Source organism: Altericista sp. CCNU0014, from assembly GCF_044923475.1.
Taxonomy (GTDB): Bacteria; Cyanobacteriota; Cyanobacteriia; order Thermosynechococcales; family Thermosynechococcaceae; genus JAAURS01.
On the sequence record NZ_CP137338.1, the window covers coordinates 2196177 to 2221774 of the forward strand.

Here is a 25598-nt window from a genome sequence, read left to right on the forward strand (position 1 = left end):
CTTAAAGAGATGGAGTTCTGAACTCGCAAATTGTTGCTTTGAACCTAAACAATGGAGTTCCAATCTTGAAAGTTGCAGCTTACAACTCGAAACTCCGACAAATTTGCTCAAAGCGTTGAGTTTTAATCTCGGTTGTACAATGTGCATTTCCACCCTACTGCTGTTCACTATGGGCGAGTCCATCCGGAGTGTGGGCGTGCATTTGCAACAGTCCCTTTTGGAATTAAACCAATCTTCTCCCACATTTCTGCGGTTTCCTTTTCGACAGGGAGACCGCCAATCTCAATGGCACTCTTTTCATGTATTGCTCCGCCCCCTTCTGCCTTAGAGTCCATCCAGTTAAACAAAGCATCTTCCAAAGCAAATCTTTCTGGTGCTTCATTGTGGTAATTTCCTGTCGCTAAACTGTGATTACTCGTGAGATGACCTGCTTGTATACCTAACTCTTCCGACTGAGAATCTGAAGTGCGCCATTTTCCATGTTCGTCAACAAGGAACTGTAATGGATGAGATCCACGCGCTCTGTTGATAGTGTTGAGCGCTTCTCTTCTAAAGCTTTCTCGACGGGTCTTTGAAGCATGTGCTCTTGCTTTACGATCGAGATCGTCTTTGGGTTTACTTGGATCTTTTCCAAAACGACCTTGGGGGTCACGCAGTCTACCTTGCGCATCAGGAATAAGCCCTTGGGTTCTCTGGGTAGTAGTATCGTCACTTCTGTTAATACTCGCTGGATCTCTTTCGAGAGAGCAATAAGGTGAAGTTAAAATTTCATTACCTCTAGATTGGTCAGGGGAGAATAGTCGATCGGGGAGCAACCCACCGCTAGAACCTTTGCCGCCACCTGCTGGCGATTTATTGTTGTCCCGCATCCTGGTTCTTATCCGTTTAGCAAACTCTGATAAGCTCTCTCCCTGGCGAATTTCGTCTAAGCGCGACAGTACTACAGGGTCTAGGGCATATTTACGATCATCGGTAGTATGAATGTAAGGCGTCAGATCGGGTGTCTTTCGCGGAGGAGGCGACCAAGGCGACTGCGTAGGTGTTTGGCGAGGCTGAGGGTCAGGAAGCCGCACTGATTCTCCAGGTTGCAAACGACGGGCATCCCGTTCTGTAAAAGAACTGCCATCAGGTTTGCGTAGTTCGCGCCAGCGAGTGCCACTACCCAGATTCCTCTCAGCAATTTCCCAAAGCGTATCGCCTCGACGGATCGTAATCTGACCCGTTGGTTGCGTCGATCGACTGGGTGACGATCCGGGATTGCTTTCGGGGCGTTGCGATCGTGGCCTTCTCGCAGTGCCCAGTCCGGGTTGATGGTCTGCTTGTCGTCTGGTGGCAGGTCGGCTACCCGTTCCTACGACTGGTTTGCGTTCCTGCGGTTTGACGGACGGTCTTCCACTCGATACGGCGACAGGTTGTCTTTCCCGTCTGACTGAACTAGGTCTTCTCAGTGTTCCGGATGAACCAGGACGATCGGGTGCAGGTCGCCGCCGTCCGGAAGCAGTGGGACGCGCCGCAGGAACAGGCGATCGGTCAGGACTTCTCCGACTAGGGATCGCTCTAGCGGTAGCACTTCGTGTGGTGCGTGTCCCTCGATTGGCAGCCTGTACTGCCTGCACGCCGCGATTGGCCAGCTTTACGGCTGCGGCAGCATCACCGACACCGGGAACGGCAGCAGCAGCAGATAGTGCGGCATTCGCATAATCACCTTCGGCAGCGTATAAGCCAGCATTGGCAACATCGGCTACCGCTCCTACGACTGGAATAAATCCGGCTACATCCAAAATGCCGTGGGCGTTGTCCTTCAACCAAGTGCCAAAGCCAGTTGTTCGTTCCCTTGCTACAGCGCCATCCCGACTTTCCCAGGTTGCGCTACCCAAAGATCCAGACACTCGCTGCATTAGTCGATCTCCAGAAAATACGGTTAGCGCAGGAGTGGTGCTTCTTGCCAGCTCGATCGCACCTGTTGAATTTAGCAACCCCGCACCCGTTTCAGCATCCCAGCCAGAAGTCTTTAAATCGATGGCTGTGGCGGTAAGAATTTGATTCACTTGTTGACCGCTCAACTCTGGATTGGCGCTCCAAATATTGGCGATCGTGCCCGTTACGGTTGCCGCCGCCGATGAGGTTCCCGCAGCACCCACGTCTGCAACCAGATCTAAGCCATTGCCATAGCTGGAGTAGGAAGCGCGATCGCTCTCATTTGCCGCACCGACTACAATCAAATTGTCAGATGCTTGAGAAGCTTGCCCCAAAGCAGACATTGCCCCACCTTGATTGCCGGATGATGCGACCACTAACACCCCACTGTCACGGGCATAGGCTAGGGCAGATTGTTCTTCAGCTGTCAGTTGAGTGCGAGTCGAGCTGCTGCCGTCTGGGTGCACTTCGGTTAGGTCGAAGCTGAGGTTTGCTACTGCACGTTGTCCTGTTGCCTTAGCCACATTAACAAACTCAGTGAGCGACGCTAAAGCGCCCCCTGTCCCAACACCGCCCCCCTGCCAAATTTTTGCCTGCGGATTCTCTTTCTGAATCGCTGCAACCATTTTGCTACCATGCTCATCGGTGCCAAACCCTGCATCAATCACACCGACAAGCGGTTGATTTGCTCGATCGACCTGAGATAGTTCTGGTTTTACAGTTGCTTTCAAAGCGGGAAGAATCCGATCGGGTGCGTTAGCGTAGCCTCTCTTTTGGAGAATCGCATCTCCCGAACCATTCATAAAAGTCTGTACGATTTGAAATTTGTCAGCAACCCAGCTACTTGCTTTATTCAACCATTTAGAACTCAAATCGCTGCTCGAACTACTGTGATGGACAGGCTGACCAAGCTGAGTTGACTCGATCGCACGTTGCGGAGATCGAGGTTGAAAACTGGCATGAGCTTGTTGTTCAGAGTAAGCATTGCGGTTCATGGTGGTTCTCCAATGTAAGATGTTGGTTATTAACGGTAAAAAATAGAACGTAACGTTAAACTGCTGCTTGCTGCTGTTGATGTAACGCCCAATAGGCGCCCTGTTGCTGCAATAATTCCTGATGCGAACCCTGCTCGATCAGCACCCCTTTTTCTAGCACTAGAATCCGATCCGCGTATTTGAGCGGCGCAAAGCGGTGGGTAATCATCAACACGGTGCGCCCATTGCGAACTCGCTGCAAATTCTGTACGATCTGGCGTTCAGTTTCGCTGTCCAAGGCACTGGTCGCTTCATCAAGAATTAAAAGTGGTGCCTTCGAGAGGAAGACTCGTGCTAGGGCTAAGCGTTGCCGTTGTCCACCTGACAGCCCAGTGCCGCGTTCTCCGATCGACGTTTCATAGCCTTGAGGCAGTTCCGAAATGAAGTCATGGGCTACCGCCATCTTTGCAGCCTCAACAACTTGTTCGAGTGGGATGTCAGAATTGTTAAATGTGATGTTGTCGAAAACCGTGTCATTGAAGAGAAAATCGTCCTGTAATACAACTCCAATTTGTTGACGTAAAGACCCTAGATGGGCACCTTTAATGTCAAAACCATCGAGTAGGATTCGTCCCGATCGAGGTTGATACAAGCGTTGAATTAGCTTTGACAATGTGCTTTTGCCAGAGCCACTACGGCCCACAATGCCCACAAACATACCCGGCTTCAGATCGATCGAAATGCCTTTTAGCACATCTTCCAGGTCTGGCTGATAGCGGAAAAATAGTTGGTCGAAACTGATTTGGCCCTGAATGGGTGGTAGCACTAACCCGGTGTCTGTTACTGCTTCTGGTGCCTCATTGAGAATGTCCCCAATGCGATCGACTGACAGCAACACTTGCTGAAAACTTTGCCACAGTTGAGCTAGATGGAGAAGAGGCGCGATCGCTTTGCCTGACAGCATTTGAAACGCGACTAACTGCCCGATCGTCAGATGATGTTCTATCACCAACATGGCTCCGAACCAGAGGATGAGAAGTTCGGAGAGATGGATGAGGAACTCACCCATGTGACCATCGACATTTGACAAGGTAGAGGCGCGAAAACTAGTCCGCACGTAGCGAGCAAACAAGCCCTCCCAGCGTTCTCGCGTTGCCAACTGAGCCGCGTGCGCTTTGATCGCATGAATGCCTGAAACTGTCTCGACTAGAAAGGACTGGCTATCAGCGTGGCGATTAAATGACTCATTCAGCCAGGTTCGCAAAAGGGGAGTGGTGAACAACATTAGTCCGACTAGGGCTGGAATTACTGCCAAACTGACCAAGGTTAATTTGGGACTGTAAAACAGCATTAAGCCTAAGTAGACAAAGATGAAAACAGCATCAATCACTACTGTCAAAGCGGTTCCCGTGAGAAACTGGCGAATATTCTCTAATTCCTGCGCCCGCGCTACCGTATCTCCAACGCGACGCGCCTCAAAGTAAGCTAAGGGTAGCTCTAACAAATGGCGAAAGAGCTGCGATGACAAACTTAAATCGAGCCGACGTGCCGTATGTGTAAAGACGAACAAGCGAATCACACCTAGAATGGCTTCAAAAATGCCCACACCGAGGAGCGCGATCGCGACCACATGCAGTGTGGATAAACTTTCATGTACGATCACCTTGTCAATGATTACCTGCGTCAACATTGGGGTTGCCAGCCCCAACACTTGCAGCACCAGCGAAGCTAACAGCACTTCTCCTAAAAGTTTGCGATGGTGCCACACGGCGGGGACGAACCAACGCAGATTAAACGATTCAGCTTTGGGTATGGGTTCCATCAGCCACAGTTGCCCATCCCAAACGGCTTCAATTATTTCGCGCGGCATACTCTCACATTGCTGGTGGCGATTGAGCGGGTCAGCAATCACCATCCGATCGCCATTCACCTCATACACTACAATCCAGTGTTCTTGCCGCCAATGCAGCAACGCTGGAAACGAAAGTAGATCGAGTCCAGCCCAACTGACTTGCTGAATGTGATGCAGCTGAAGCCCGATCGTTTCAGCCGCTGCTGCCAAATTTTGAGTCGTTTGTCCTTGGATCTGCCGTTGCAGTTGCTTGAGCGGCGTGGGAGTTTGCAAGTGTTGTGTCACCATTGTTAGGCAAGCAGCAGCACTGTTGAGGCTAAACACATAGGGATAGGTGTAAATTTCTGTTTGGGCAACCATGTAGTTTACCTATGATTTGACAGCCCAGGGTGCTTGCAACGGACTGAGGACGATACAGAAGTTTGAGGTCTTTTGCAGAAGTTTGAGGTTTTTGAGTCGTGTTTACAGCGAGGAAGAATTCTTGCAATTGCTCAGTTGCGATCGCCCTCTACTGAGTGCTGATTAACGCGATCCGATCGAGGGCAGCCCGATAGCGGTCTGAATTACCAATCTGTTGGTAAAACTGAGCGGCTTTCTTGAAATCTGAAATTGCAGACTTGTTGTTACCCAGTTGAGCCTGAAGCTTACCGCGACTGTAGAACGCTGCTCCAATATTGCTTCCGCCCCAACCTTGATTGATTCTGATGGCTTCAGTGAAATCTTGAAGGGCTTGCTGCTGCTGCTTTAAAGCGGCATAAACCTTGGCTCGGTTACTATACGCTACTGAGGTCGGGCTAAGCTGGATGGAGCGGGTGTAGTCGCTTTGCGCGCCCTGGTAGTCTCATAAAAGGGTTTTAGCGGCACCTCGATTTGAGTAGAGAAGCGCATTGTTTGGATAGCGACGAATTCCTTCGTTCAATATCTCTATTCCTTTCTGATAGTTACCTTGTCTGATCTGGAGATTGCTTGCCAAGGTGTAGTGTCCAATTTGTTGGCGTTGTAGAGCTGCATTACCTCGCTTTCCTGGTAGGCTATTGATGGCGGCAGCGGGGATGGCAAAATTGAGATTTGTGCCAGGATTCCCTCCCGCAACAATTCCAATAACCCAACCGTCCTCATCTAGCAGCGGCCCACCAGAACTCCCAAAGCTGCCGGTTGCGGTATATTGAATCAGTCCCCTACCATCAATGCGGCTGACAATGCCATCGCTGAGGCTTCTCTCTAAGCCCTTTGGATCGCCGATTGCGTAGGCTTTTTGCCCAATATTGGGTGGCACGGCTTGCATTCTCAAACTTGGAAGCGTCTTTTTAGGGCGAATTTGGATGAGTGCTAAGTCAACCTCAGCACTGCGAGACACTACAATGCCTGCGTAAATGGAGCCGTCAGCTAGCTTGACTGCGACCTGCTGATTCTTGCCGACTACAGGGTTATTGGTTAGAATGAAACCTTTAGGATTGGTGATAAATCCACTGCCATAATTAAAAGCTTTGCCATTTTGAGCGGCGATCGAAACCACGGCAGGACTCGATCGCTGATAGAGAGTAACTGGATCGAGAGCAAAGGCTGAATGAGTGAAACCAACTGCGATCGCAAGGGTGTTTAATGCCGTAAAAGTCTTGGATACCAGTTTCATTGATGGTTCTCCTATGTAATTGTGAAATGATTTAGCTTAAACTTGAGATGAGGTTGTTCAATGTATTCAAGAGCCTTGAGTTCTTGATTCAAAGCTTAAGCAAGATGGGCTGAGAAGACACTCGTTCTACTCACAAACTGTATGGTAGGAAGCACGTAAGCGTGGTTGCGGGAAAGTGCAATTTGAAGAAGCACAAGGTACTACCCCTACAGTCAGAATCATACCTACATTCAGCAATGCAGTTTTTCTGGACAGCAGAGAGGAATTATACTATTTAGCCAAAAAAACTTTAATCCGATCGGCTAGATATTGCGCTAACTTCTCACTACATCCTTCATCGAAGTCATTTTCTATTTCAACGTGTAGCGCACCTAACAATATAATCTTGCAATGCTCAGAAACAATTCCATAGCTACCAACTGTTCTTGAGCATTGAATTTTTACGTCATTGATATGGCACAACCAATACTCGCTAACCTTAACTTTAGATGCAAAAAGATATTGCTGCCTGATTAACTTTATTATTAGTCTGTTAAACAATCGGTTGAATAACCCAAACACAAGTAAAGTCGTAGAGCCTAACATTAGGAGAGCAAAAAAAGGAATATAGACAACATTAACAAAATTTATATATTTTATTTTGCTTAAGTAGCTTAGTGTAAAAAATATAATCAGGAATATTCCCAGCAGGCACGTTAATTTAAATGTAAAACTATTTTGTCGCTCCACTACCAATTTTTTGAGTGACCGATCGAAAGTGAAGAACTTATTTTGTCTGCCCAGCCAAAAATGATTTATCACGAAAATGGGACTACTGCCATATGAGGCCATCGATAGAGCAGTTAAAACATCTCCCTCATTTATGTTGAATGAGTATAAAAAGATGACCACAAATATTACGAGGAGAGCGATGTTGACTGTTTTTCCAGGTTTTGAATATTCAACGTCCCAGATCTGTATAACTAATTTGGTTGGTGCATCTACTAAGATTTGCATGGTCTTTCCATCGCTACTTATTCAAGAATAATGTAAAACTTTGAGTTGATTTTTCACTATCTACTAACTGCGATCGCCTAGTTCTACTGCAACGCGCAAGCCAACCCTAATCAATCGCGATCGTCATTCTTAGCAGTTTTACTCTGCTTCCCCAATCAGCGTGAAGGCCGCCCAATCTCGCGGTTGAGGATGAGTTTTCAGCGTTGTCAACATTGCCTGTCGAAGTGCCTGCGCTTTATTTGGATTCTCTTGCAAGTTTTTATAAAACGTCTGCATCAAAGCGGCGGTCGGTGCATCGGGAACTGCCCAGAGGGACACAATCACACTGGGTACGCCTGCTGCAATCAGCGATCGCGACAAGCCAATCACGCCATCCCCGGTAATCCTGCCTTCTCCCGTGTTGCAGGCACTCAATACGACTAGGTTGGCTTGTAGTTTCATGTCAAAAATCTCTTCTGCGGTCAATAAGCCGTCATCTTTGCCAGAAGGAGCCAGGGCGATCGCACTGTCCAACCCGCGTACATCATCCAGTAATCCATGCGTTGCCAAGTGAATCATCGAGGCTTGAGGCATTTTTTGAACGATTGCAGCTTTGGTGCCTTGAGCGCCTGTAATAGCTTGAGTGTTAAGGAAAGGGGCGATCGCTCTGGCTTCGGCTTCGGCTCCAGGCAGGGGCGATAAGGCTCGTTTCGGTTCTCCAAGGGACAAAGAGACCTGGGGCATAGTGGGATTGCCCAGCACCAGAGCTTTACCGCGATGGTTAGCTGGCTGATTGGCTAACTTCTGTCGTTGTTGTCGGGTTAATGCTAGGACTTGAATCGAGGGGGCGGTGAGAATGGTGTGTTTTTGGATTAAGTAAGTGCCGTTGGCATCTTGCAGGGCTGGGAAAGGCACCTGGAAGAGGGAACCTTGGGGAATGAAGATGACATGAGCGTTGGGGTCTTTGGGGAGCAGATTGGCGATCGGATCGATCAGCAGTTGATGCAGCCTCTGTAAGTTGAAGTTGACTTGAGGTTTTATGGAGCTATCATTACTGCGACTACGAACAGGAAAGGATTCTAGAGTGTCAAGGATTGAGCTGGCTATAGAGGCGTTGTGTTTCCGCCAGAGGGGTTTGAGGTCAACTTGGCGGAAAGTGATTTTGCCCGTGGATTGAATCACCCAGATGTAGAGCGCAGATTCCCGCCTTACTTGTTTGTCCTGGATCTCGAAAGTGTCGTAGATAATGGAATATTGCACCAAAGTCGCGTTCTGTGCTTTGGCAATTTGGCGGATTTGCTCCTGGTTCGGAGCAGGGACGATCTCCGGACTAGCATCACCAGAAGATAGGCGCTGGGTCAGCAGATCGACAAAGGCGCGGGCACGTCCTCGTTCGGCAATTTCTAAGGCGGCAATGGGGTTATTCTGAGCTACCCGAACTTGTTGTAGCGTCCGATAGGTGCGGGATTGTCCTTCAAAGATGGAGATTTTATTCGCGTCGTTTGAACCGAGCAGTTGCCGTTGTGATTCCCACACTTGAATTGCCCGCATAAGCATTTTTTCTGCCTCTGTGGGGTTGCCAGCTTTTAAGAACGTTACTCCAAGGTTATTGAGCGCCAGACCCTCTCCCTCACGATCTTTAATTTCGCGGGTGATCGCTAACTGTTGCTGGATATATGTGATCGCTTTGGCGTTATTGCCTGAATAGCCGTAAGCAAGTCCCAAATTGCCCAGTGCTGCACCCTCCCCCTGGCGGTTTATTTGGCGGGCGATCGCTAGAAACTGTTGTGTATACTCAATGGCTTTGGCATAGTTGCCCATTTCGAGGTAAACGATTCCCAAATGGCCTAGTGCCTCGCCCTCTGCGTAGTGATTTTTAATAGCGCGAGCAATGGCTAAACTCTGCTCTCCATAATCAATGGCTTTGGCATCGTCCCCGAAATAGTGGTAAGCAGCTCCCAAATTGACCAGTGCCAGCCCCTCTACTTCGGGATCTTTAATCTCGCGGGCGACGGCTAAACTCTGCTCCCCATATTCAATCGCTTTGGCATAGTTGCCCAGAGCGCGGTAAGTTGTTCCTAGATTGCCCAGTGCCACAGCTTCCCCTCGACGGTATTTAATGGTGCGGGCGATCGCTAACTGTTGCTGCTCATACTCAATCGCTTTGGCATAGTTGCCTAGATAAAGATAAGCGCCTGCCAAATTGCCGAGTGCCACACTCTCTCCATAGCGGTTTTTGATTTCGCGAGTAATGACTAAATACTGCTCCCCATACTCAATTGCTTTGGTATAGTTGCCCAGAGAGAGATGAACGTTTCCCAAAATGTTTAGTGCTTCAATTTCCCCTTGGCGGTCTTGAATGGCGCGGGTGATGGCTAATTTCTGCTGCCCATACTCAATCGCTTTGGCATCGTTGCCCAGATAGTGGTAAGCGCCACCCAAACTGCCCAGTGCCACAGCTTCCCCTCGACGGTTTTGAATGGCGCGGGCGATCGCTAAACTCTGCTGCCCATACTCAATTGTCTTCTCATAGTCGCCCTTGAAGAGGTAGGCAAGTCCCAAATTGACCAAGGCTTCACTTTCCCCTGGACGGTTTTGAATGGCGCGAGCGATCGCTAAACTCTGCTGCCCATACTCAATCGCTTTGTCATAATTGCCCAGAACGCGGTAAATGTTGCCCAAGCTACTTAGGGTTGTACTCTCCCTTTGGCGGTTTTTGATAGCACGATAAATTTGGAGTGCCTGTTGCCAGGAATTCAGCGCTGCTGGGTATTGGCTAGTCAGATACTGTTGGGTGCCTTGCCGAAATAGTCGATCGCCCTCTGCTTTACGGGCATCGATCGTCTGAGCGATCGCTAAATGTGGGGCGTGGGGAGGCAGGCAAAAGGTAACAGGCAAAAGACAAAAGGCGAGGGTGAAGAGGAAATGCGATCGCACCTTGTGTTTGCTTGATTTGATCCGTCTAGGCGAAGGTTTCATGGGTTCTAGAGTTTGGGTTACGGCTCTTGGTGCTGGCGTTTGATCGCCTGAGACAGATCGAGGCGATCGTCCTGCATCTCGCAATCCGAATTTGGAGGAATTATCCTCTCTGTCATGATAATGCCCCCTCAATATCTCGTAACGTTTGCTCAACCTGCTTTGTCAGATTCACCTTGCCTTGTGCTTTAGAGAGTTCTTCTGCTCGCTTCAGATGCTCCAGCCCCTCCGGCTCCTGCCGATCGGCAGACAAAGCAACTCCCAAGAGAAAGTGAGCCTCAGCATCGTGATAGCTCAGTGCAACGGCTTGCTTCAGTGCTGAGATTGCACTAGGTAGCTTATTTTGAGCTAATAGCACTGCTCCTAGAGCATAGTGAGACTTGGACAATTTTGCATCGAGTTTTACTGCCTTCTCAGCCGCAGCCAAAGCCTCAGTTTGCTTGCCTTGTCTAGATAAGGCCATTCCCAGATTACCGTGGGCGATCGCCAACTTCGGGTCTAGCTCAATTGCTTTCTGATATTCAGCAATCTCTTTGTCTGCTTGCTTCTGCTGCCCCAAGGCTGACCCTAAGTTGTTGTGAGCCGTCGCCTCATTTGGCTTAAGCTCGATCGCCCGCTTTAGCCTGGTGCTAGCTTGTTCCACATGTCCTCGATCCAATAAAGCCGCTCCCAGAGTAATCAGCGCCTCTGCGTTATTGGGTTTCAATTCAATAGCTTTGCGAGCGGCTGTAATTGCTCCGTTAACATCGCCTCGCTGATAGAGCAGAGCGGCTAAATTGGTGTGGGTATTGGCACTGCGCGGATTTAGTTCAATCACTTCTTGATAAGCCGCGATCGCTTCATCGTATCTGCCGCGGTTCTGCAAGGCATTAGCGAGGTTGAGATGAATGTCTTCTGGGTTCTTAGGAGTCAATTCAAGGGATTTTCGATAAGCGTCGATCGCTCGATCGAGTTCCCCTGCCTGGTTGAGCGCCAGCCCTAAATTGTAATACGCATCTGCATTATCTGAATCGTGCTTAATTACCTGACGAAAGGCTAACGCAGACTTTTGATAATCTCCTTCGTCATAGGAGGTAAGTCCTTTTTGAAACTGATACGAAGAAATTAAACGAGGAGCTTGAAGGAAACCAGCAAGTGCTAACACCAAGAGAATGAGTACACCTGGAATAGATTGACTTGATAAATATCGCATACTAGAGCCTCCTGATACTTCTACTTGTGGATTTCAACAGTGAAACAAAACTCCGTGACGATTTTGGGTTGAGAGGATGTGTTTTAGGTGCACAGGTTTAGCGCGATCGCTCTGCCGGCTGTCGTCGCTTAACTGTCTCGGGCTGTCTGAACGATCGCCATTCATCAAGCTTCTACTTTGCCTCCCCAATGAGTGTGAATGCTGCCCAGTTTTTGGGTTCGGGATGGGTTGTCATTGTGGTTAACATTGTTTGCCGCAATGCCTGAGCTTTATCGGGTTGTTTCTGCAAGTTTAAGTAAAACGTCTGCATTAGTTCCGCAGTGGGGGCATCGGGAACTGCCCAGAGGGACACAATCACGCTGGGTACACCTGCTGCAATCAGCGATCGCGACAAGCCAATCACGCCATCCCCGGTAATCCTGCCTTCTCCCGTGTTGCAGGCACTCAAAACGACTAGGTTGGCTTGTAGTTTCATGTCAAAAATCTCTTCTGCGGTCAATAAGCCGTCATCTTTGCCAGAAGGAGCCAGGGCGATCGCACTTCCCAATCCCCGCAAATCATCCAGCAATCCATGCGTCGCTAGGTGAATAATCGATGCTTGGGGCATTTTTTGAACGATTGCAGCTTTGGTGCCTTGTTCGCCAAGGATGGGTTGGGTGTTAAGGAGGGGGGCGATCGCTTTGGCTTCGGCTTCAGCTCCGGGGAGGGGTGATAAAGCTTGTTTTGGTTCTCCGAGGGACAAAGAAACCTGGGGCATAGTGGGATTGCCCAGCACTAGAGCTTTACTGCGACGGTTAGCTGACTGATTGGCTAACTTCTGTCGTTGTTGTCGAGTGAGTGCTAGGACTTGAATCGAGGGTGCGGTGCGAATAGTGTGTTTTTGAATTAAGTAAGTGCCGTTAGCATCTTGTAGGGCAGGAAAAGGCACTTGGAATAAGGAACCTTGAGGAATGAAGATGACATGGGCATTGGGGTCTTTGGGTAGGAGAGAGGCGATCGGATCGATCAGCAGTTGATGCAGGGTGGGTAAGTCGGGTGGGCATTTGGTCAAGCCCTTGCTGCTGCGACTGCGGATAGCCAAGAATTCTTGCGTGCAAATAACTGGGTTGGCTAGGGAGACTTTGTGCTGTTGCCAGAGGGGTTTGAGATCAACTTGGCGGAAGGTAATTTCGCCCGTAGGTTGAATCACCCAGATGTAGAGCGCAGATTCCCGCCTTACTTGTTTGTCCTGGATCTCGAAAGTGTCGTAGATAATGGAATATTGCACCAAAGTCGCGTTCTGTGCTTGGGCGATTTGGCGGATTTGATCCTGGTTGGGAGCAGTGGCGATGACCGCATTGGCATCACCTGACGATAAGCGCTCTGTCAAGAGATCGACAAAGGCGCGAGCACGTCCCCGTTCGGCAATTTCTAGAGCGGCATTTGGGTTGTTCTGAGCTACTCGGATTTGTTGTAAAGTCCGATAGGTGTGAGCTTGTCCTTCAAAAATGGAGACTTTATTCGCGTCGTTAGAGCCGAGCATTTGCCGCATTGATTCCCAAACTTGAATTCCCTGCACGAGCATTTTTTCAGCTTCCATTGAGTTTCCAGACTTTAAGAACGCAACTCCGAGGTTGGTGAGCGCCCAACCTTCCCCTTGGCGGTCATTAATTTCACGGGCAATGTCTAACCATTGTTGTGAATACTCAATGGCCTTGGCATAGTTGCCCAGTCTGAGGTAAGCAGCTCCCAGATTGCCCAGTGCCCCACCTTCCCCTCGGCGGTCTTTAATTTCACGGGCAATGTCTAAACTCTGTTGTGAATACTCAATGTCCTTGTCATAGTTGCCCAGAGAGCCGTAAGCAGCTCCCAGATTGCCCAGTGCCCCACCTTCCCCTCGGCGGTTTTTGATAGCACGATAAATTTGGAGTGCCTGTTGCCAAGAATTTAGCGCGGCTGGAAATTGACTAGTTTGATACTGTTTCTTGCCTTGTTGAAACAGTTTATTAGCTTCTGCTTCACGAGAATCGGTCGTTTGAGCGATCGCTAAACGTGGGGCGAAGGGAGGAATGTAAAGAGGAACAGACAAAAGGCAAAAGGCGAGGGGAAAGAGGAAACACGATCGCACCTTACGATTAGTAGATTTAAACAGTGTTAGCGAGAAAAGCTTCATGGGATTCTTAGGGTTTGGGTTGCGGGAGTTGGCGCTCTCGTTTGATCGCCCTAATTTGTCGCAATCGATCGCTCCAGTCTTTCAACGGTTGGGCTTCCGAACTAGCAAGAGAATCGAGTAACTCTAATACAGCAGATTGACTTTGAGGACTTTTGTGGGCTTCTGCGATCGCGTCATACCATAGCCCAGCCTCCGCATACAAATCGATGCGCTGTTGGGGTGTTTGTGCGGCAGCGAGTTGAGTTTGTAATGCAGAACTTGGTTTGACCACTGCGATTTCTGCCACCGCTACGACATTCATTGATGAAATATTCGGATTACAAACCAACACCACCTGCCACCGATAAGACTGCCCGATCGCTAATCCCGGCCGATCTTGAGGTAATGAAAACTGCATCATCCCTGGTTGACTTTGCATCTGAGTTCTGTAGAGCGGTTGTCCAGTTGAGGTAAACAAGCGTAATTGCAACGGATGAGGAGAGCGATCGGGTACGAACCAAGTGAAGGTCGGATGCTGAGTACTCGTCTGTCCCACATGGCTAAACGGCACCAAGGGACTCAATCCCACCGATGCATTCGATTCGCAGCCGCCGCGACTTGCACCCGGCATGGTGTCTTTTGGCGCAGAAGGGGTTTTAGGCGGACGATACTTTGCCAATGCCACGGGAGCAATCCAGAGCGCCACACTCAGCAGTAAATTTGCAATGCCTATAAAGTAGATGGTTCGACGCTTCAATCGGTGAGTCATCATCTGAATCCTCCCTATACCTATCTCCTACACTAATCAGCAATACAGGATCGCACTAGCGGACTCCCCACAAGCTTCGTTTGCGGGAAGGTGCAAAAATAGCAAGCGTAGGGAACCGCTTACCAGAGCCACCGCCGCTTCGCTGACCACATTAACTCGCATACTGTCCCCCTCGGTTGATTTGGGTAGCGTCGAAACGTTCCACCTAACTGTTTGGCTAAATTCTTCGCCAACTGCGTCCCTAACCCTGAAGATTGAATTTTAGCGTTTAGATCTTGGACTGCCTCCCTGTCTCGATCCGGTTCAGCCGAGCGAAGCGTTTTTGTATCAGACAGTTTTCCCGTACCATTATCCATCACTCGAATCACCTGTTGATTTTCTTCCTGAGTGCAAATGACGGTGAGGCGAGTGGCTCCAATCGCATGTTTTCCCACATTGCAGAGCGCTTCTTCAAGAAAGCGGCAGAGTCCTCGCTTGTGCTCTAACCGCAAGTGCGAAGTGTTCAACGGATCGAACTGCACAATTTTGTGTTCGATCGTTTTGAGATAAGGTAGTTCTTGTTCAAGCGTGTTGCAATAAACTGTGTAAAGCAATTCATGTAAGGGAGCTTGTAACGCCAACTCGATCGCGCTGCCCATTTGTAAATGCGTCTCATCGGCGATCGCCTCTCGTTGAACAGACCCATAAATTGCCCGCAGTTCCAGACTCAGGCGTTGTAGATCGGGCAAAAATGGCGGCGGGGTTTGCTCTCCCTGAGCCTTTCTAAGTACACCAACCAGAGTTTGCAACGGACCACTGTGAATTGCGTTGAAGGTCTGCTCGATCGCAAACTGACGCTCCTCTAAGCGCAGCCGTAGTTCTTGCTCATGTCGGTAAAAGAGTGCTGCCGTCAACCCAATCCCATTTAGGGAGAGGACGAGCAAGGCAGGCACGACTGGCACCCACCCACCGATCAGCATGAATCCATAACAGAGTCCAATCAAGCTGGCAACGGCAACTCCCAACCCGAACAACATTTTCCAGGGTGACTGCAAAAAAACTCCCAGGCTGATGCCCAAGAGTCCCCATGCTACAATCCACCCATACTCCCACCCTTCATGCCAAACCCACAGCAGCGGGCGCCGATCCAACACCGCGCTAAGGATTTGGCTGATGGCATGTGCCTGCATTTCGACTCCATACACCCGTCCCGGATTAATGCCTGCGATCGCGCCCGAACTTGCCAGATCTTTCGCGCTAAAAGACATTACCCCAATCAGCACAATGCGTCCTCGCAGCCAAGCAGGATTCACCTGCCCCGCTTGAATCTGGTCGAGCGAAAGGACTCGAAACGGCGTTGCCCCACTGCGAACATTGAGCAAAATCTGATTGCCGCCAGCATCTGCTCTAACATAGCCGCCAAAGTTAGGCTGCACTCTGGTCAGCTCGGTGTTGCCAAAGCGCATTGCATCGGCATCGCGAATCCCATTCTCTAACTCGATGCCTTGCTTTGCCAAATAACGTTCTGCCAACCGAATCGTGAACGACAACCGATACTCTTGCTGAGGATTGTGAGTACCTAGTAAGCTGCGACGCTGATAACCATCCATATCAAGGACGGTATCCGCGAAGCCAACCTGTTCTGGCGACAGTGCAGGAGGAGGCGCGACGATAAAGTCACTGCGATCGGGCAGGGCAATCTCCACTCCAATGACATTCTGACTAGCGCGAAATAGCGATGTTAGTTCAGCATGACCTGGCTCCACCGGAATATCGCGCACAATATCCAGTCCGATCGCAGCGGGTCGGTAGGTCTGCAACCGCTTCAGCAAATTGGCAATTTCCCTATCCGGAATAGGATAGGCTTTGGTTCGTTGAATATCTGCCTCGGTGATGCCCACAATCACAATCCGGTCATCCATTGGCTCAGGGGGACGCAGCTGCAGAAATCGATCGAACGTCACCAGTTCCAAAAACTGAAGCGAACCTGTCAAACGAGCAATCATCACGCCGATGATCACAATTAACCCTGGCAGCGCTCCTCGCCGCCAAGTCGCGATCTCTGTTTTGATGGCACTGAATGCTCCCATCGCTGGTCCTACTGCTAATTTAAGCTGTTTATTAAGATCAAAATCGTCAATCTAGCAGTCCTGCTTCCCTCGCTCGCACCTCCGTTTGAATCCGTAGATTCTTGTCATCTTCAGGATAAACTTCCAGCACATCTCGAATTTTGGTCCAGTAATACTGCACAGTGCGTTCAGAAACATTCATCCGTTTTGCGATCGCCGTGTCCTGTAAGCTCTCTTGAAAGGCGAGTTGCAGCACCTTCATCCAAGCAGGTTTGAATTGCAGCCCATTGCGAATTTCTGGCGGCGTGTAAGTCCGCTCTCGCAACGCCCAATCCACCATTGTCAGCAGATCCCTTACAGGCTGGCTCTTATCTACAACAGTGAAGCCACCCAAGTGGTTGTCGATCGTCGGTTTGAGCCAAACCAACGTACGGACATGGGCACTCTGCACCACAAGATTTAGCTTAGGATAATGCTCCATTAGCGTTTTGAGTAATTGCAGTCCGGATTTAGCCTGAGCCGTTTCGCCGATCGCGTCTGGCATCACCAGATCCACCATCACCAGATCGGGGTTAGTCTGCGCCATTTGGTTTAGTGCTTCCTGAGACGTCTGAGCCGTCACAATGTCCGCATCTGGATACGCCTGCTGCAAAATACCGAGGGTGCCATCTAAAACTAATGTGTGGTCATCCACGACTAAAAAGGTTTGTTTTTGTGGTTGAGGGATTTGAGACATGGCAACTCGCTACAGCAAACATCGGCTAGTGTCACTAACTATCTTCTTACAATAGAAGCATTCCCTCGATCGAACACTATGTCTGTTGACTAACCTCGATTGTGGGCATCGGTAACCAGCACTGTGTCAAGGCGCAATCATCTCAATGATTGGTTAAGTTGACTCGCCCGCACACCACGAATAGAGTCGCGAACAAGGTGAGCAAGAATTTCCGTTGCGGTTTGTGAAAAAGCCTGCTGAGTCGAGCAGACCCGTTACAATATTTTTCAGGCTACTGGTGCAGTTTGGTTTGGTTACCTTTGTACTCTATAACGATGGGTAGCTTTCTTGCCCCCTTACCCAAAACTGTCCGGGCTCTTGTGAATATTTTGTCAGTAAAACATCAATGAAATCCTCAGAGTCGCTAAAATCCAACCAGAACGCAATCTGTTCTAAGTTGAGGGAAAGGAATGAAACGTTCTCCGCACACCATTGCTCGAACAGCGAATTTGAATCCGTTCTGCGGATAGCTGGAGCATTCGACGGAACGAGCGGTTGAGTGCAGGCCTTCAAGAGCGTGTAAAACCCTGACATTCTGAGCGCATCGGGTAAGAAACAAAGGGTCGGATCGATCGGCCTGGCAATTCGCGTCCACCATCGATACTGATGGACCATCCCTTCCAAATGAATCAATTCCATCGTGGGGTCAGTCAAGGCAAGCGAATCGTTTTGATACTGGTGAAGCCATTGTTTCCAAGCGGCGCCATCGCTGAACCCATATTTCTCCAACAGGTGTCGTTCCATCTTTTGCAAAATATTGGGCTGGAGGGAGATTTCTGTCTGGGCAGTGCATTGGGCTGCGAGGGACCAGAGAAAAGTAACCTGACGTAAGAGTTTGATTTTTTCTGTATTGCATTGAATTCTGAGATTTCCATGCAGTTGAGCGGCAGATGTATTGCAGGCTTCAGGGTGCATCTCTTTGCCTGCAGATAGCTGTAGGAGGAGTTTTTCATACGCTGCAATTCTTTTCGGTAAACTGTAACGTCCCACAGCGGTTCGCCGCAGTGCTTGAATTTGTCCCAAACGGTACACGAATCCTTGTTGCGCGGAGGGGGTCAGATCCTGGGCGATCGCCCAATCTGTCTGACGGACGAGCGAAGCAATTCCAATGTCTTCAGACTCGAGAATATCCGTCAAATCTTCTGGTGTGGGTTCGAGCTGCAAGCGATCTGCAAGGAAACAGCACCAGCGCAGTAATCCCGCTAAATTGCGAAGCTGCCAGTAAGTCGCTCCTAATAGACGCGCCTCTTGAGCGACCCGTTCTGGAACGGGCAACCACTCGTATCGAGTCCGCAGGGGACGAAGGGCAACCCGCGCCTGTAACTCCACGATAAACATCGACTTATTGAGCGCGATCGGAGAACTTGGGGATAAAGCAATCTTGCCCCTGACCGCCTCATTCAAGTGCTGGAGCAAGCAGATCGCATCTCTGCGCTTGAGATTGACGAATCCGCCACGATCGAGAAAATCCGCGAAGCGCTTTAGTTCAAGGGCATTCGCACCTTCTTTTACGAGTTCGGCAATCGTATGTCGAAGCAACCGCTGAGGATAAAACGTCTGTTTTGCCCGTTGAACGATCCGTTCCCCCAGTTCGGGGTCGATCGCCTGCCGATCGATGGCATGGGCAACTGTCGCCCGGATATTGACCATCGCGTCGCTAAAACATCGAAACTGTTCAGCCGCATTCCCGTGCGCGACAGCTACCTCATCGTCATCGGTATACTGTCCGCTCTGATATGCCGCGAAAATTTCTCCTACTCCCTTCATGCCAAAGTGATGCAATTCAGCCGCCCTCAGCGCGCCCATACTGCTAGCCCCAAAGACCTGGATTCCCCGCTCCATCGCCCACAGGATTTCCTTATGCCAGACCGAGGCATTTCGATCGAAAACACCATCGACGATCGCAATAACCTTGGGGTCGAGCCGCAGATAAGCAAGAACATCGCCGCATCGCGCTGGCTCTAGATAGCGTGCGGGTAAAAGCTCGGTTGCTTCATCCAGGGGTAAAGTAGGTCCGAGAAAGACAAAAATCTCATCGGCGCGCAGAGAACCTAACGACATTGCAATCGGTTTTATCCTAGTGAGTGGGAAGTTGCATTCCCGGAACGATAGTGTGGATGACAGGAATTCCGAATTCAGGTCGGGTGTGATCGACCACCACAGCTCGTTCAAACCCATTCGCGTGCAGGCAATCTAAAATTTGCTGTAGATTCTCCTCAAAGGTCGAGGTCGGCGGTAGTTCCGGTTGTCCCTCAAAGTCGAGGAGGGGAACCGGAGATAACGTCGTCGGGCTGGGATTCGGTTGGTGCCTTTCTGGTTGCCTTCGTCCTCCCCCATAGCATTCGGGTAAAATATCGTCGCGGCTCCCCGCGATCGCCGTCAAGCGACTCTGAGCGGCCTCGGTAATGGCACGGGCCAGCGCAATTTCTTTAGAGGTGTGGCAACCCCAACCCATTGCTGTATTGGCATGCTGCCAACTGCTGAATTCGCTAATGGCACAGCAGTAAGTCGGTATTCCCAGACGACTGGTGATATCGGCGATCGTGGCAGTTGCACCTGCCCGAGCAATTCGATCTAAAAAGCCGCGAAGTAATGGCGCAGTAATAGAATTGGGATCGACCAAGCAGCGGATGCGGCGCTGAAGCAGCGATCGCTCCCAGCGCCAATGCGAGTCTCGCTCGATCGTTTCTAGCAACCCATGGGCGATCGCTTCTAGGAGGTGATTGCCAGACGCCAATCCATTGCTGCTGGCACTAAACAGATGCGTATTCGGGGTTTCGACGGTCGTGTTGAGATTTAAGTAAGCCTGGGGCACGCAAACCGCTTGTTTGGTAAATAAATCCCACCCCACCACCCAACCCATGGGGAGATCGGGGTGGTAGCGACTCCAATGCCGTCCTGGTTTTAGGGTTTGGGGATCGAGACAGCAACGGTCGCGGCTTAAAGCGCTGTAAGAGGCAACGATTTCCGGCTCCGGCAGGTTTTCAGCATGGTACAGCTCGATCGACTCCATCGCCGCAGAAACCTTGGCCAATAGAAACGAAACCCCCTTACCTTGAGACCCCGTCAGCGCGCAGCCATTAGGACGAATCGCCTGAGCGACGGGAATACCCAAGCAGTCAAGACCGGTGAGATTTGCAATACGAGTAATTTCAAAAACAGAAAGCAAAGGTTCTAAGCGCTGCCAGGTACTTTCTGCCCGCTCCGCTCTGATGGTTCCCTGCAGATCTAGCTTGGGAAGCGAGTTTGAGAATTGCCGCATTGAAAACCGCTCTTCACGAGAAAGAGGAAGGAGTGACTGCTTGGGTGTAGGGGTCAAGTGGGATCTTTACCAACAGCACATAATGGTTGACATGTTCTTGCCTAAGTCAAACTGCGGCACTGCCGATCCTAAGTTTACGGTTTGTACATTGCCTAGGTTGATATTAGACCCTAAATTACTGGCAAAAGATGCCATCCCACCCGTCACCAAGGCCAGTTGCTCGTCGGACAGCTCCCCAGCAGCCTCCATTGCTTTACGCTCGGAAGCATACATGACTAGGTTGATATCTTCTAGATCGAAGTCGAAACCATTGGCTTCGCCTTGAGATAAAGCGATTTCATTAAACTCTTCTCGGCTTGCGGCCGATTCAAGTGCCTCTCGATGGGCTTGGTTTTCGGGTTTAGCTAAAAACTGTTCGTAGTACTCGACAAAGCTAGCCTGAGACATAAGTCTTTCTCGCTGGTTAACAATAAATTAAAACACCTAAAAGCGATACGCAGTTTCAATAACTGCTACCAAACACGTTGGCTTTAAACTTCTCCTCTGAGATTGCGTCTCTAAGGTATTTCTGAAGTCAAGCTAAGTAGAACCTGAAATGAGGTGGTTCGGGAAAAGGCTCTAAAAGTTAGGGCGTTTTTCTTGTTCCTCACGATTTAGAAAGGCTGACTTACTGCAACGTAAGTCGAGCTCTAAAAGCTAACATACTGAGGGATTTAGGCTTAATCAAGACTTTGTTGCGATTCTTTATGGGAAGGGGGATGGGTCGGTACGCTGCGCTACATCGATCGCAATTGCGGGTATGGGAGCGGACTGCCGTGCTTAAAGTCCTAAAGCTCGCTGGCGTCCCCATTCGCGGATGCTGTAGGTCGGCTCGATGCCCAGATATCGCTGGCGGGTTTGCAGGCACAGACGTTCTAGCGCTGAAGATTGCTCTGCTAGCGTTCCGGTGGAGGTTCGAGCTGCTGTTTCGAGGCGTTCCAGCCACTCAGTATGGTTTTCGCGAGCTCGTTCGGTGTGGATGAGAGCGATCGCCAAGGCCTGTACGTCAACAGAAGGCGCTGGAAACAGCGCTGCCAATCGCTGATTGTAGGGATTTCGCCCCAGCCGATAGCCGATCGACATAGCAGGTTCTAGATATTCGATGTAGTGCCAGCACATGGCTGGCATGTAGATGGTTTCGCCGGGGTGTAACAGGGTGTCCCAGGCTTGAGCGTAAGTCAAAAAGGCTGCTTTTTCCGCTTCAGACATGTTTTCCAAGAAAAAGCTGCTGGTCCGGCGCAGGTCGGCGCGATGAATGGGATCGAGCTTTTGGGTCTGTTGCGGGTGAATGATGGCAACGCGCTTGACGCCAAAACACTGATACAGCAGAACCTCTCGCTGATCGGCATCGTAGTGGAGATGGGCGTAGTTTTTGGAGCCCGCAACAAACAAGTTGGAGTAGAGATCTCGCTCGTCTTGAAGATGGCGATAGCGTTTGAGCGGAAGTTGGGCGAGCAATTCTGGTGGGGTTGGATATTCGGAGCAAGCATCCATCGTCTCTGGATTTGCCTCGAGTTCGTCGAGAAAGCCCCCGATGCCGATCTGGCGATCGCCTAATCCAGGGGTTGGACTTAGGAGTTGGGCGATGTAGTTGGGGCGAACCTCAATGGTTGCGTCTGACAGGCTTTTTTTGACTTGGGGGAGCGTTGTCTGCGATCGCAGGGGAGCCTCGTCAAACAGGTTGGTAATGATGACAGGCTGTTGCGGCAAAATGCAGTCGCGGAAGAAGGTCTCGCTGGACGGGACGGGAATGCGTTCGACGTTGTTTAAAACCATAGGCTTATCCTACGGGTCGTTTTCTGCGAGCGGGCTAATTTTGAGAAAAATTAAAGGGGCTTGGAGATGTAGTGTTTGATAGGTAGCCGTTTCGCCTTTGACGTCGATCGGAACTTTTATGGAAACGCTCGAACAAAACTGGCAATGGCTTCAGCTCAATGTTGGGTTGATGCGCTATCAAAATCAGGCTCGGTTTAGCGCCCGCAAGCTTTTTGCTGAAATCGATCTCCTCACCCAACAGTGGCGAGAAGACGGACTCCTCCAATGCTTTTTTTTCATGCGAAAGCCGCCTGACGTGAGGCTTCGGTTTTTCACGAACCAGCGCCAAATGGTCATCCAGCAATTGACTGACTTGATGGATGAACTCGTTCGGCAAAATACCATTCGCCTCAGCTTTTTTAGCGAGTACGAGCCTGAAGGCGATCGCTTCGGCGGATTGGCCTCTCTGGCGCGGGTGCATGATTACTTCGATATCGATACCGCTCAATGGCTGCGGCTCGATCGGCGGAAGCAGCCATCCGACCCAGCGATCGGAGATGCCGCGCTCTTGAGCGCGATCCTGCACGATTTATTTCAGTCAACGCTGTCAGATCCCGATCGCGTTTTGAACGCTTGGCAAACACTGGGTCAACTGTTCGGTACGGCACAGCCTTCAATGCAGTCTCTCGTTCTGCCACTGGTTCCCCTTCAGGTACTTCAAAAATCCGTCGGGCTGGATACCGCGCTCGGACAGATTCTCGATTGCTATCTCAGCGCCAATGCCGAGCTGTCGCAACAGCTCAAGGAGCTTTACAATACCGGGCAAATCCACTGCGATCTACCCGACCTGCTGGCAAACGTGGGTCAGTTTACGCTGCACCGTCACGGATTCGACTGGCAACGGGCCGGGCCGTTGATTGAGGGGGTGGTAGAAGCACTCCAATCGGGGCGATCGCCCGCGCTCGATACCCAACTTTGAATTTGAACTTTTTTATGGAGACCTCAAGATCGCGGAGCGGGGCTGCTATTGTGCCCTTAAGAACATCCTAAGGACCTAAAACTTTATGGGCGCGCCTATCCAAACTGTCGTCATCTTGGGTGGAGGCAGTGCCGGGTTTCTCTGTGCTTTGGCGCTCAAAACCAAAATACCTCAGCTTTCGGTTACAGTCGTTCGCGCGCCCGAAATCCCGATCGTTGGCGTGGGCGAGGCGACAACCGCTTGGATGCCCTGGTTTTTACACGAATATTTAGGTTTGGATCGGCAGGAATTTTACGATAAGGCTCAGCCCGTTTGGAAGCTAGGCATTCGTTTTATTTGGGGGCCAGACAATCGGCCCTATTTTAATTATCCATTTGACGCTGCTTTGACTGCAAAAGCCGGAGCGCTTTCTAAAAATACGGGTTACTACTGTCTCCATTCGACTCAAGGGTCTAGCCTCTACAGTCACCTCATGGCTCGGGGCAAGTCTCCTTGCTTTAGAACAGCATCTCAAGAACTCTACATTGATGAAAAATTTGGCTACCACATTGAAAATTCCACTTTTGTTGCCTATCTGACCTGTCAAGCGGCCAAGGTAGGCGTTCGAGTCCTGAATAAAACCTTTGTAGAAGCCAAAAGGAAAGAGAGTGGAGCTATTGAAAGCCTATATTTTAAAGATGGAACGACGCTTCCCGGAGATTTATTCGTAGATTGTTCGGGATTTCGCTCCGTATTGTTGGGTGGCACGCTCCGGGAATCTTTTACAAGTTTTGCCAATAGCTTGTTCTGCGATTCTGCAGTAACAGGAACTTGGATGCGCGAGGATAGCATTCAACCGTTTACGACGGCAGAAACGATGGAAAGCGGGTGGTGCTGGCGAATCGATCTCACAGATCGCGTCAATCGCGGGTATGTTTATGCTTCTGCCTTTGCAAGCGATGAAGCCGCCGCCGCCGAACTAAAACATAAAAACCCTCAGCTCGAGCTAGATGGCAAGCTGATTCGGTTTAAATCGGGAAGGTATGGCAGAAGCTGGGTCCAAAATGTGGTGGCCGTTGGCAATGCATCGGGATTTGTAGAACCTCTAGAGTCCACGGGGTTACACATGATTTGCGAAACGGCCAAAATGGTTTGCGATGTGCTGCTAGATTCCGATCGCAATCCATCTGAGTCCTTGGTGGGGACTGTCAACCGATCTCTAGGTAAAAAATGGGATGATATCAGAAACTTTCTAGCCATTCATTTTAGATTGAATCGAAGGGTTTCTTCAGAATTCTGGAAGCACTGCTGGAATGATGTAGAGCTTGACTCGGCGCGGGAACTGATCGATTTTTTCCAGGATAACGGTCCTTCTTTACTAGCGCAATCTTTGCTGCCCTCAGAAAGTGTTTTTGGCTTGAATGGCTATTTTAACTTGCTGATCGATCAAGGGATAAAACCGCGCGTCCTTCCCTTTATTTCTGCGGAAGAACGGCAAGTATGGCAGCACATGCTCCAGCAATTAGAAACGGTAAGTCACAATGCATTGACCGTGAAGGATGCGTTTCTCCTCATTCAAAACCGTCAGGGCAAATGGTTGGTGCCGCAGCTGACGAGCGGCGTGCGGTAAAGGGCCGCCCCGTGAAGTTTCTTTTCTGGACCGAAGAGTAACTTTTATAGCTGATAGCATCACAACAGTTCGAGACTGAGTCTTGTATGGGTTGGGGTTGTATCGGCCAGTATTTTGGGCCTTGGCGGGGCCGACAGAACGTTGGGATTCCACTTGAGGATCGACACAGATGAGAAACGTACTGATCGCGCTAGGTGCCCTCAGTGACAGCGATATTGATTGGATATTGGACGTTGGTGCCAAACAGAAGATTCTCAACAGCGAGTCGTTGGTCGATATGGGACAACCGATCGACGCGCTTTACCTTCTCTTAGAGGGACAGTTTGGAGTTTTTGTGAACCATCAAATGGTCGCCCAATTGAGTTCGGGCGATATTGTGGGGGAAATGTCCCTCGTGGATAGTCAACTCCCATCAGCAACGGTAACGGCGTTAATTGATTCTCTGGTGTTCTCTATTCCGCGATCCCAGCTCAAGCAGCATTTGAGTGCAGATTTAGGGTTTGCAGCTCGGTTTTACCGGATGACTTCTTTATTCCTATCCAATCGACTTCGCGTGTTGAACGCTCAGGCTAGCGGCGCTCAAAGTGCTTCGCTCCAGGCTGAAGACTACGACGCCGATGAGATCGCGCCGGATGTATTAGAAGATCTGGCCTTAGCCGCATCCCGGTTTGAGTGGATTCTCAAGCGCTTAAACCTGAAATAATTCCTCTGC

At 50.1% G+C, this 25598-nt stretch carries 18 protein-coding genes; 3 read left to right on the forward strand and 15 right to left on the reverse strand.

From position 1 onward, the window contains the following. Positions 1–167 precede the first annotated feature (167 nt). The 15 genes from R6H26_RS10770 to R6H26_RS10840 all read right to left on the reverse strand — a co-directional run bounded on the left by R6H26_RS10770 (position 168) and on the right by R6H26_RS10840 (position 22319). Positions 168–2912 (reverse strand): S8 family serine peptidase, encoded by a 2745-nt coding sequence (locus R6H26_RS10770; protein WP_404790450.1) that lies wholly within the window; start codon positions 2910–2912, stop codon positions 168–170. 55 nt (positions 2913–2967) lie between these two features. After that, on the reverse strand, positions 2968–5103 hold the full coding sequence (locus R6H26_RS10775) for a peptidase domain-containing ABC transporter (RefSeq protein WP_404790451.1): 2136 nt from the start codon (positions 5101–5103) through the stop codon (positions 2968–2970). Between the two features lie 148 nt (positions 5104–5251). Next, positions 5252–5548, reverse strand: coding sequence for a tetratricopeptide repeat protein (locus tag R6H26_RS10780; protein WP_404791284.1), 297 nt, complete (start codon positions 5546–5548; stop codon positions 5252–5254). A gap of 36 nt (positions 5549–5584) precedes the next feature. After that, positions 5585–6376, reverse strand: a complete 792-nt coding sequence (locus R6H26_RS10785) for a trypsin-like peptidase domain-containing protein (protein ID WP_404790452.1) — start codon at positions 6374–6376, stop codon at positions 5585–5587. Positions 6377–6646: 270 nt separating this feature from the next. Further along, a complete protein-coding gene (locus R6H26_RS10790) occupies positions 6647–7372 on the reverse strand; it encodes a hypothetical protein (protein WP_404790453.1) in 726 nt (241 codons plus the stop codon). Between the two features lie 138 nt (positions 7373–7510). Beyond that, positions 7511–10330 (reverse strand): CHAT domain-containing protein, encoded by a 2820-nt coding sequence (locus tag R6H26_RS10795; protein WP_404790454.1) that lies wholly within the window; start codon positions 10328–10330, stop codon positions 7511–7513. 112 nt (positions 10331–10442) lie between these two features. Further along, the gene (locus R6H26_RS10800) at positions 10443–11519 is read right to left on the reverse strand and encodes a tetratricopeptide repeat protein (RefSeq protein ID WP_404790455.1); all 1077 of its coding nucleotides are present in this window, start codon (positions 11517–11519) and stop codon (positions 10443–10445) included. Positions 11520–11691: 172 nt separating this feature from the next. Continuing rightward, the gene (locus R6H26_RS10805) at positions 11692–13587 is read right to left on the reverse strand and encodes a CHAT domain-containing protein (RefSeq protein ID WP_404790456.1); all 1896 of its coding nucleotides are present in this window, start codon (positions 13585–13587) and stop codon (positions 11692–11694) included. Between the two features lie 91 nt (positions 13588–13678). Then, a complete protein-coding gene (locus R6H26_RS10810; protein WP_404790457.1) occupies positions 13679–14422 on the reverse strand; it encodes a DUF928 domain-containing protein in 744 nt (247 codons plus the stop codon). Between the two features lie 116 nt (positions 14423–14538). Further along, the gene (locus tag R6H26_RS10815; protein ID WP_404790458.1) at positions 14539–16488 is read right to left on the reverse strand and encodes a CHASE2 domain-containing protein; all 1950 of its coding nucleotides are present in this window, start codon (positions 16486–16488) and stop codon (positions 14539–14541) included. 46 nt (positions 16489–16534) lie between these two features. Then, entirely contained in the window at positions 16535–17203 is a 669-nt protein-coding gene (locus R6H26_RS10820) for a response regulator (RefSeq protein ID WP_404790459.1), read from the reverse strand. Positions 17204–17509: 306 nt separating this feature from the next. Then, entirely contained in the window at positions 17510–19303 is a 1794-nt protein-coding gene (locus R6H26_RS10825) for a TfuA-like protein (RefSeq protein WP_404790460.1), read from the reverse strand. Between the two features lie 16 nt (positions 19304–19319). After that, positions 19320–20504: a YcaO-like family protein gene (locus tag R6H26_RS10830; RefSeq protein ID WP_404790461.1), complete on the reverse strand. Its 1185-nt coding sequence runs from the start codon at positions 20502–20504 to the stop codon at positions 19320–19322. A gap of 66 nt (positions 20505–20570) precedes the next feature. After that, on the reverse strand, positions 20571–20951 hold the full coding sequence (locus tag R6H26_RS10835) for a hypothetical protein (protein WP_404790462.1): 381 nt from the start codon (positions 20949–20951) through the stop codon (positions 20571–20573). Positions 20952–21323: 372 nt separating this feature from the next. Continuing rightward, positions 21324–22319 carry a cupin-like domain-containing protein gene (locus R6H26_RS10840; RefSeq protein WP_404790463.1) on the reverse strand — a complete coding sequence of 332 codons (996 nt, stop codon included), beginning with the start codon at positions 22317–22319 and terminating at the stop codon, positions 21324–21326. Positions 22320–22437: 118 nt separating this feature from the next. Between R6H26_RS10840 and R6H26_RS10845 the strand changes: the two genes are divergently transcribed. From R6H26_RS10845 to R6H26_RS10855, 3 genes are all read left to right on the forward strand, one after another. Then, positions 22438–23277 carry a thiopeptide-type bacteriocin biosynthesis protein gene (locus tag R6H26_RS10845; protein WP_404790464.1) on the forward strand — a complete coding sequence of 280 codons (840 nt, stop codon included), beginning with the start codon at positions 22438–22440 and terminating at the stop codon, positions 23275–23277. An 85-nt stretch (positions 23278–23362) separates the two neighbouring features. Continuing rightward, complete coding sequence (locus R6H26_RS10850; protein ID WP_404790465.1) at positions 23363–24886, forward strand: tryptophan 7-halogenase; 1524 nt, start codon at positions 23363–23365, stop codon at positions 24884–24886. Positions 24887–25055: 169 nt separating this feature from the next. After that, complete coding sequence (locus tag R6H26_RS10855) at positions 25056–25589, forward strand: cyclic nucleotide-binding domain-containing protein (RefSeq protein ID WP_404790466.1); 534 nt, start codon at positions 25056–25058, stop codon at positions 25587–25589. Positions 25590–25598 lie beyond the last annotated feature (9 nt).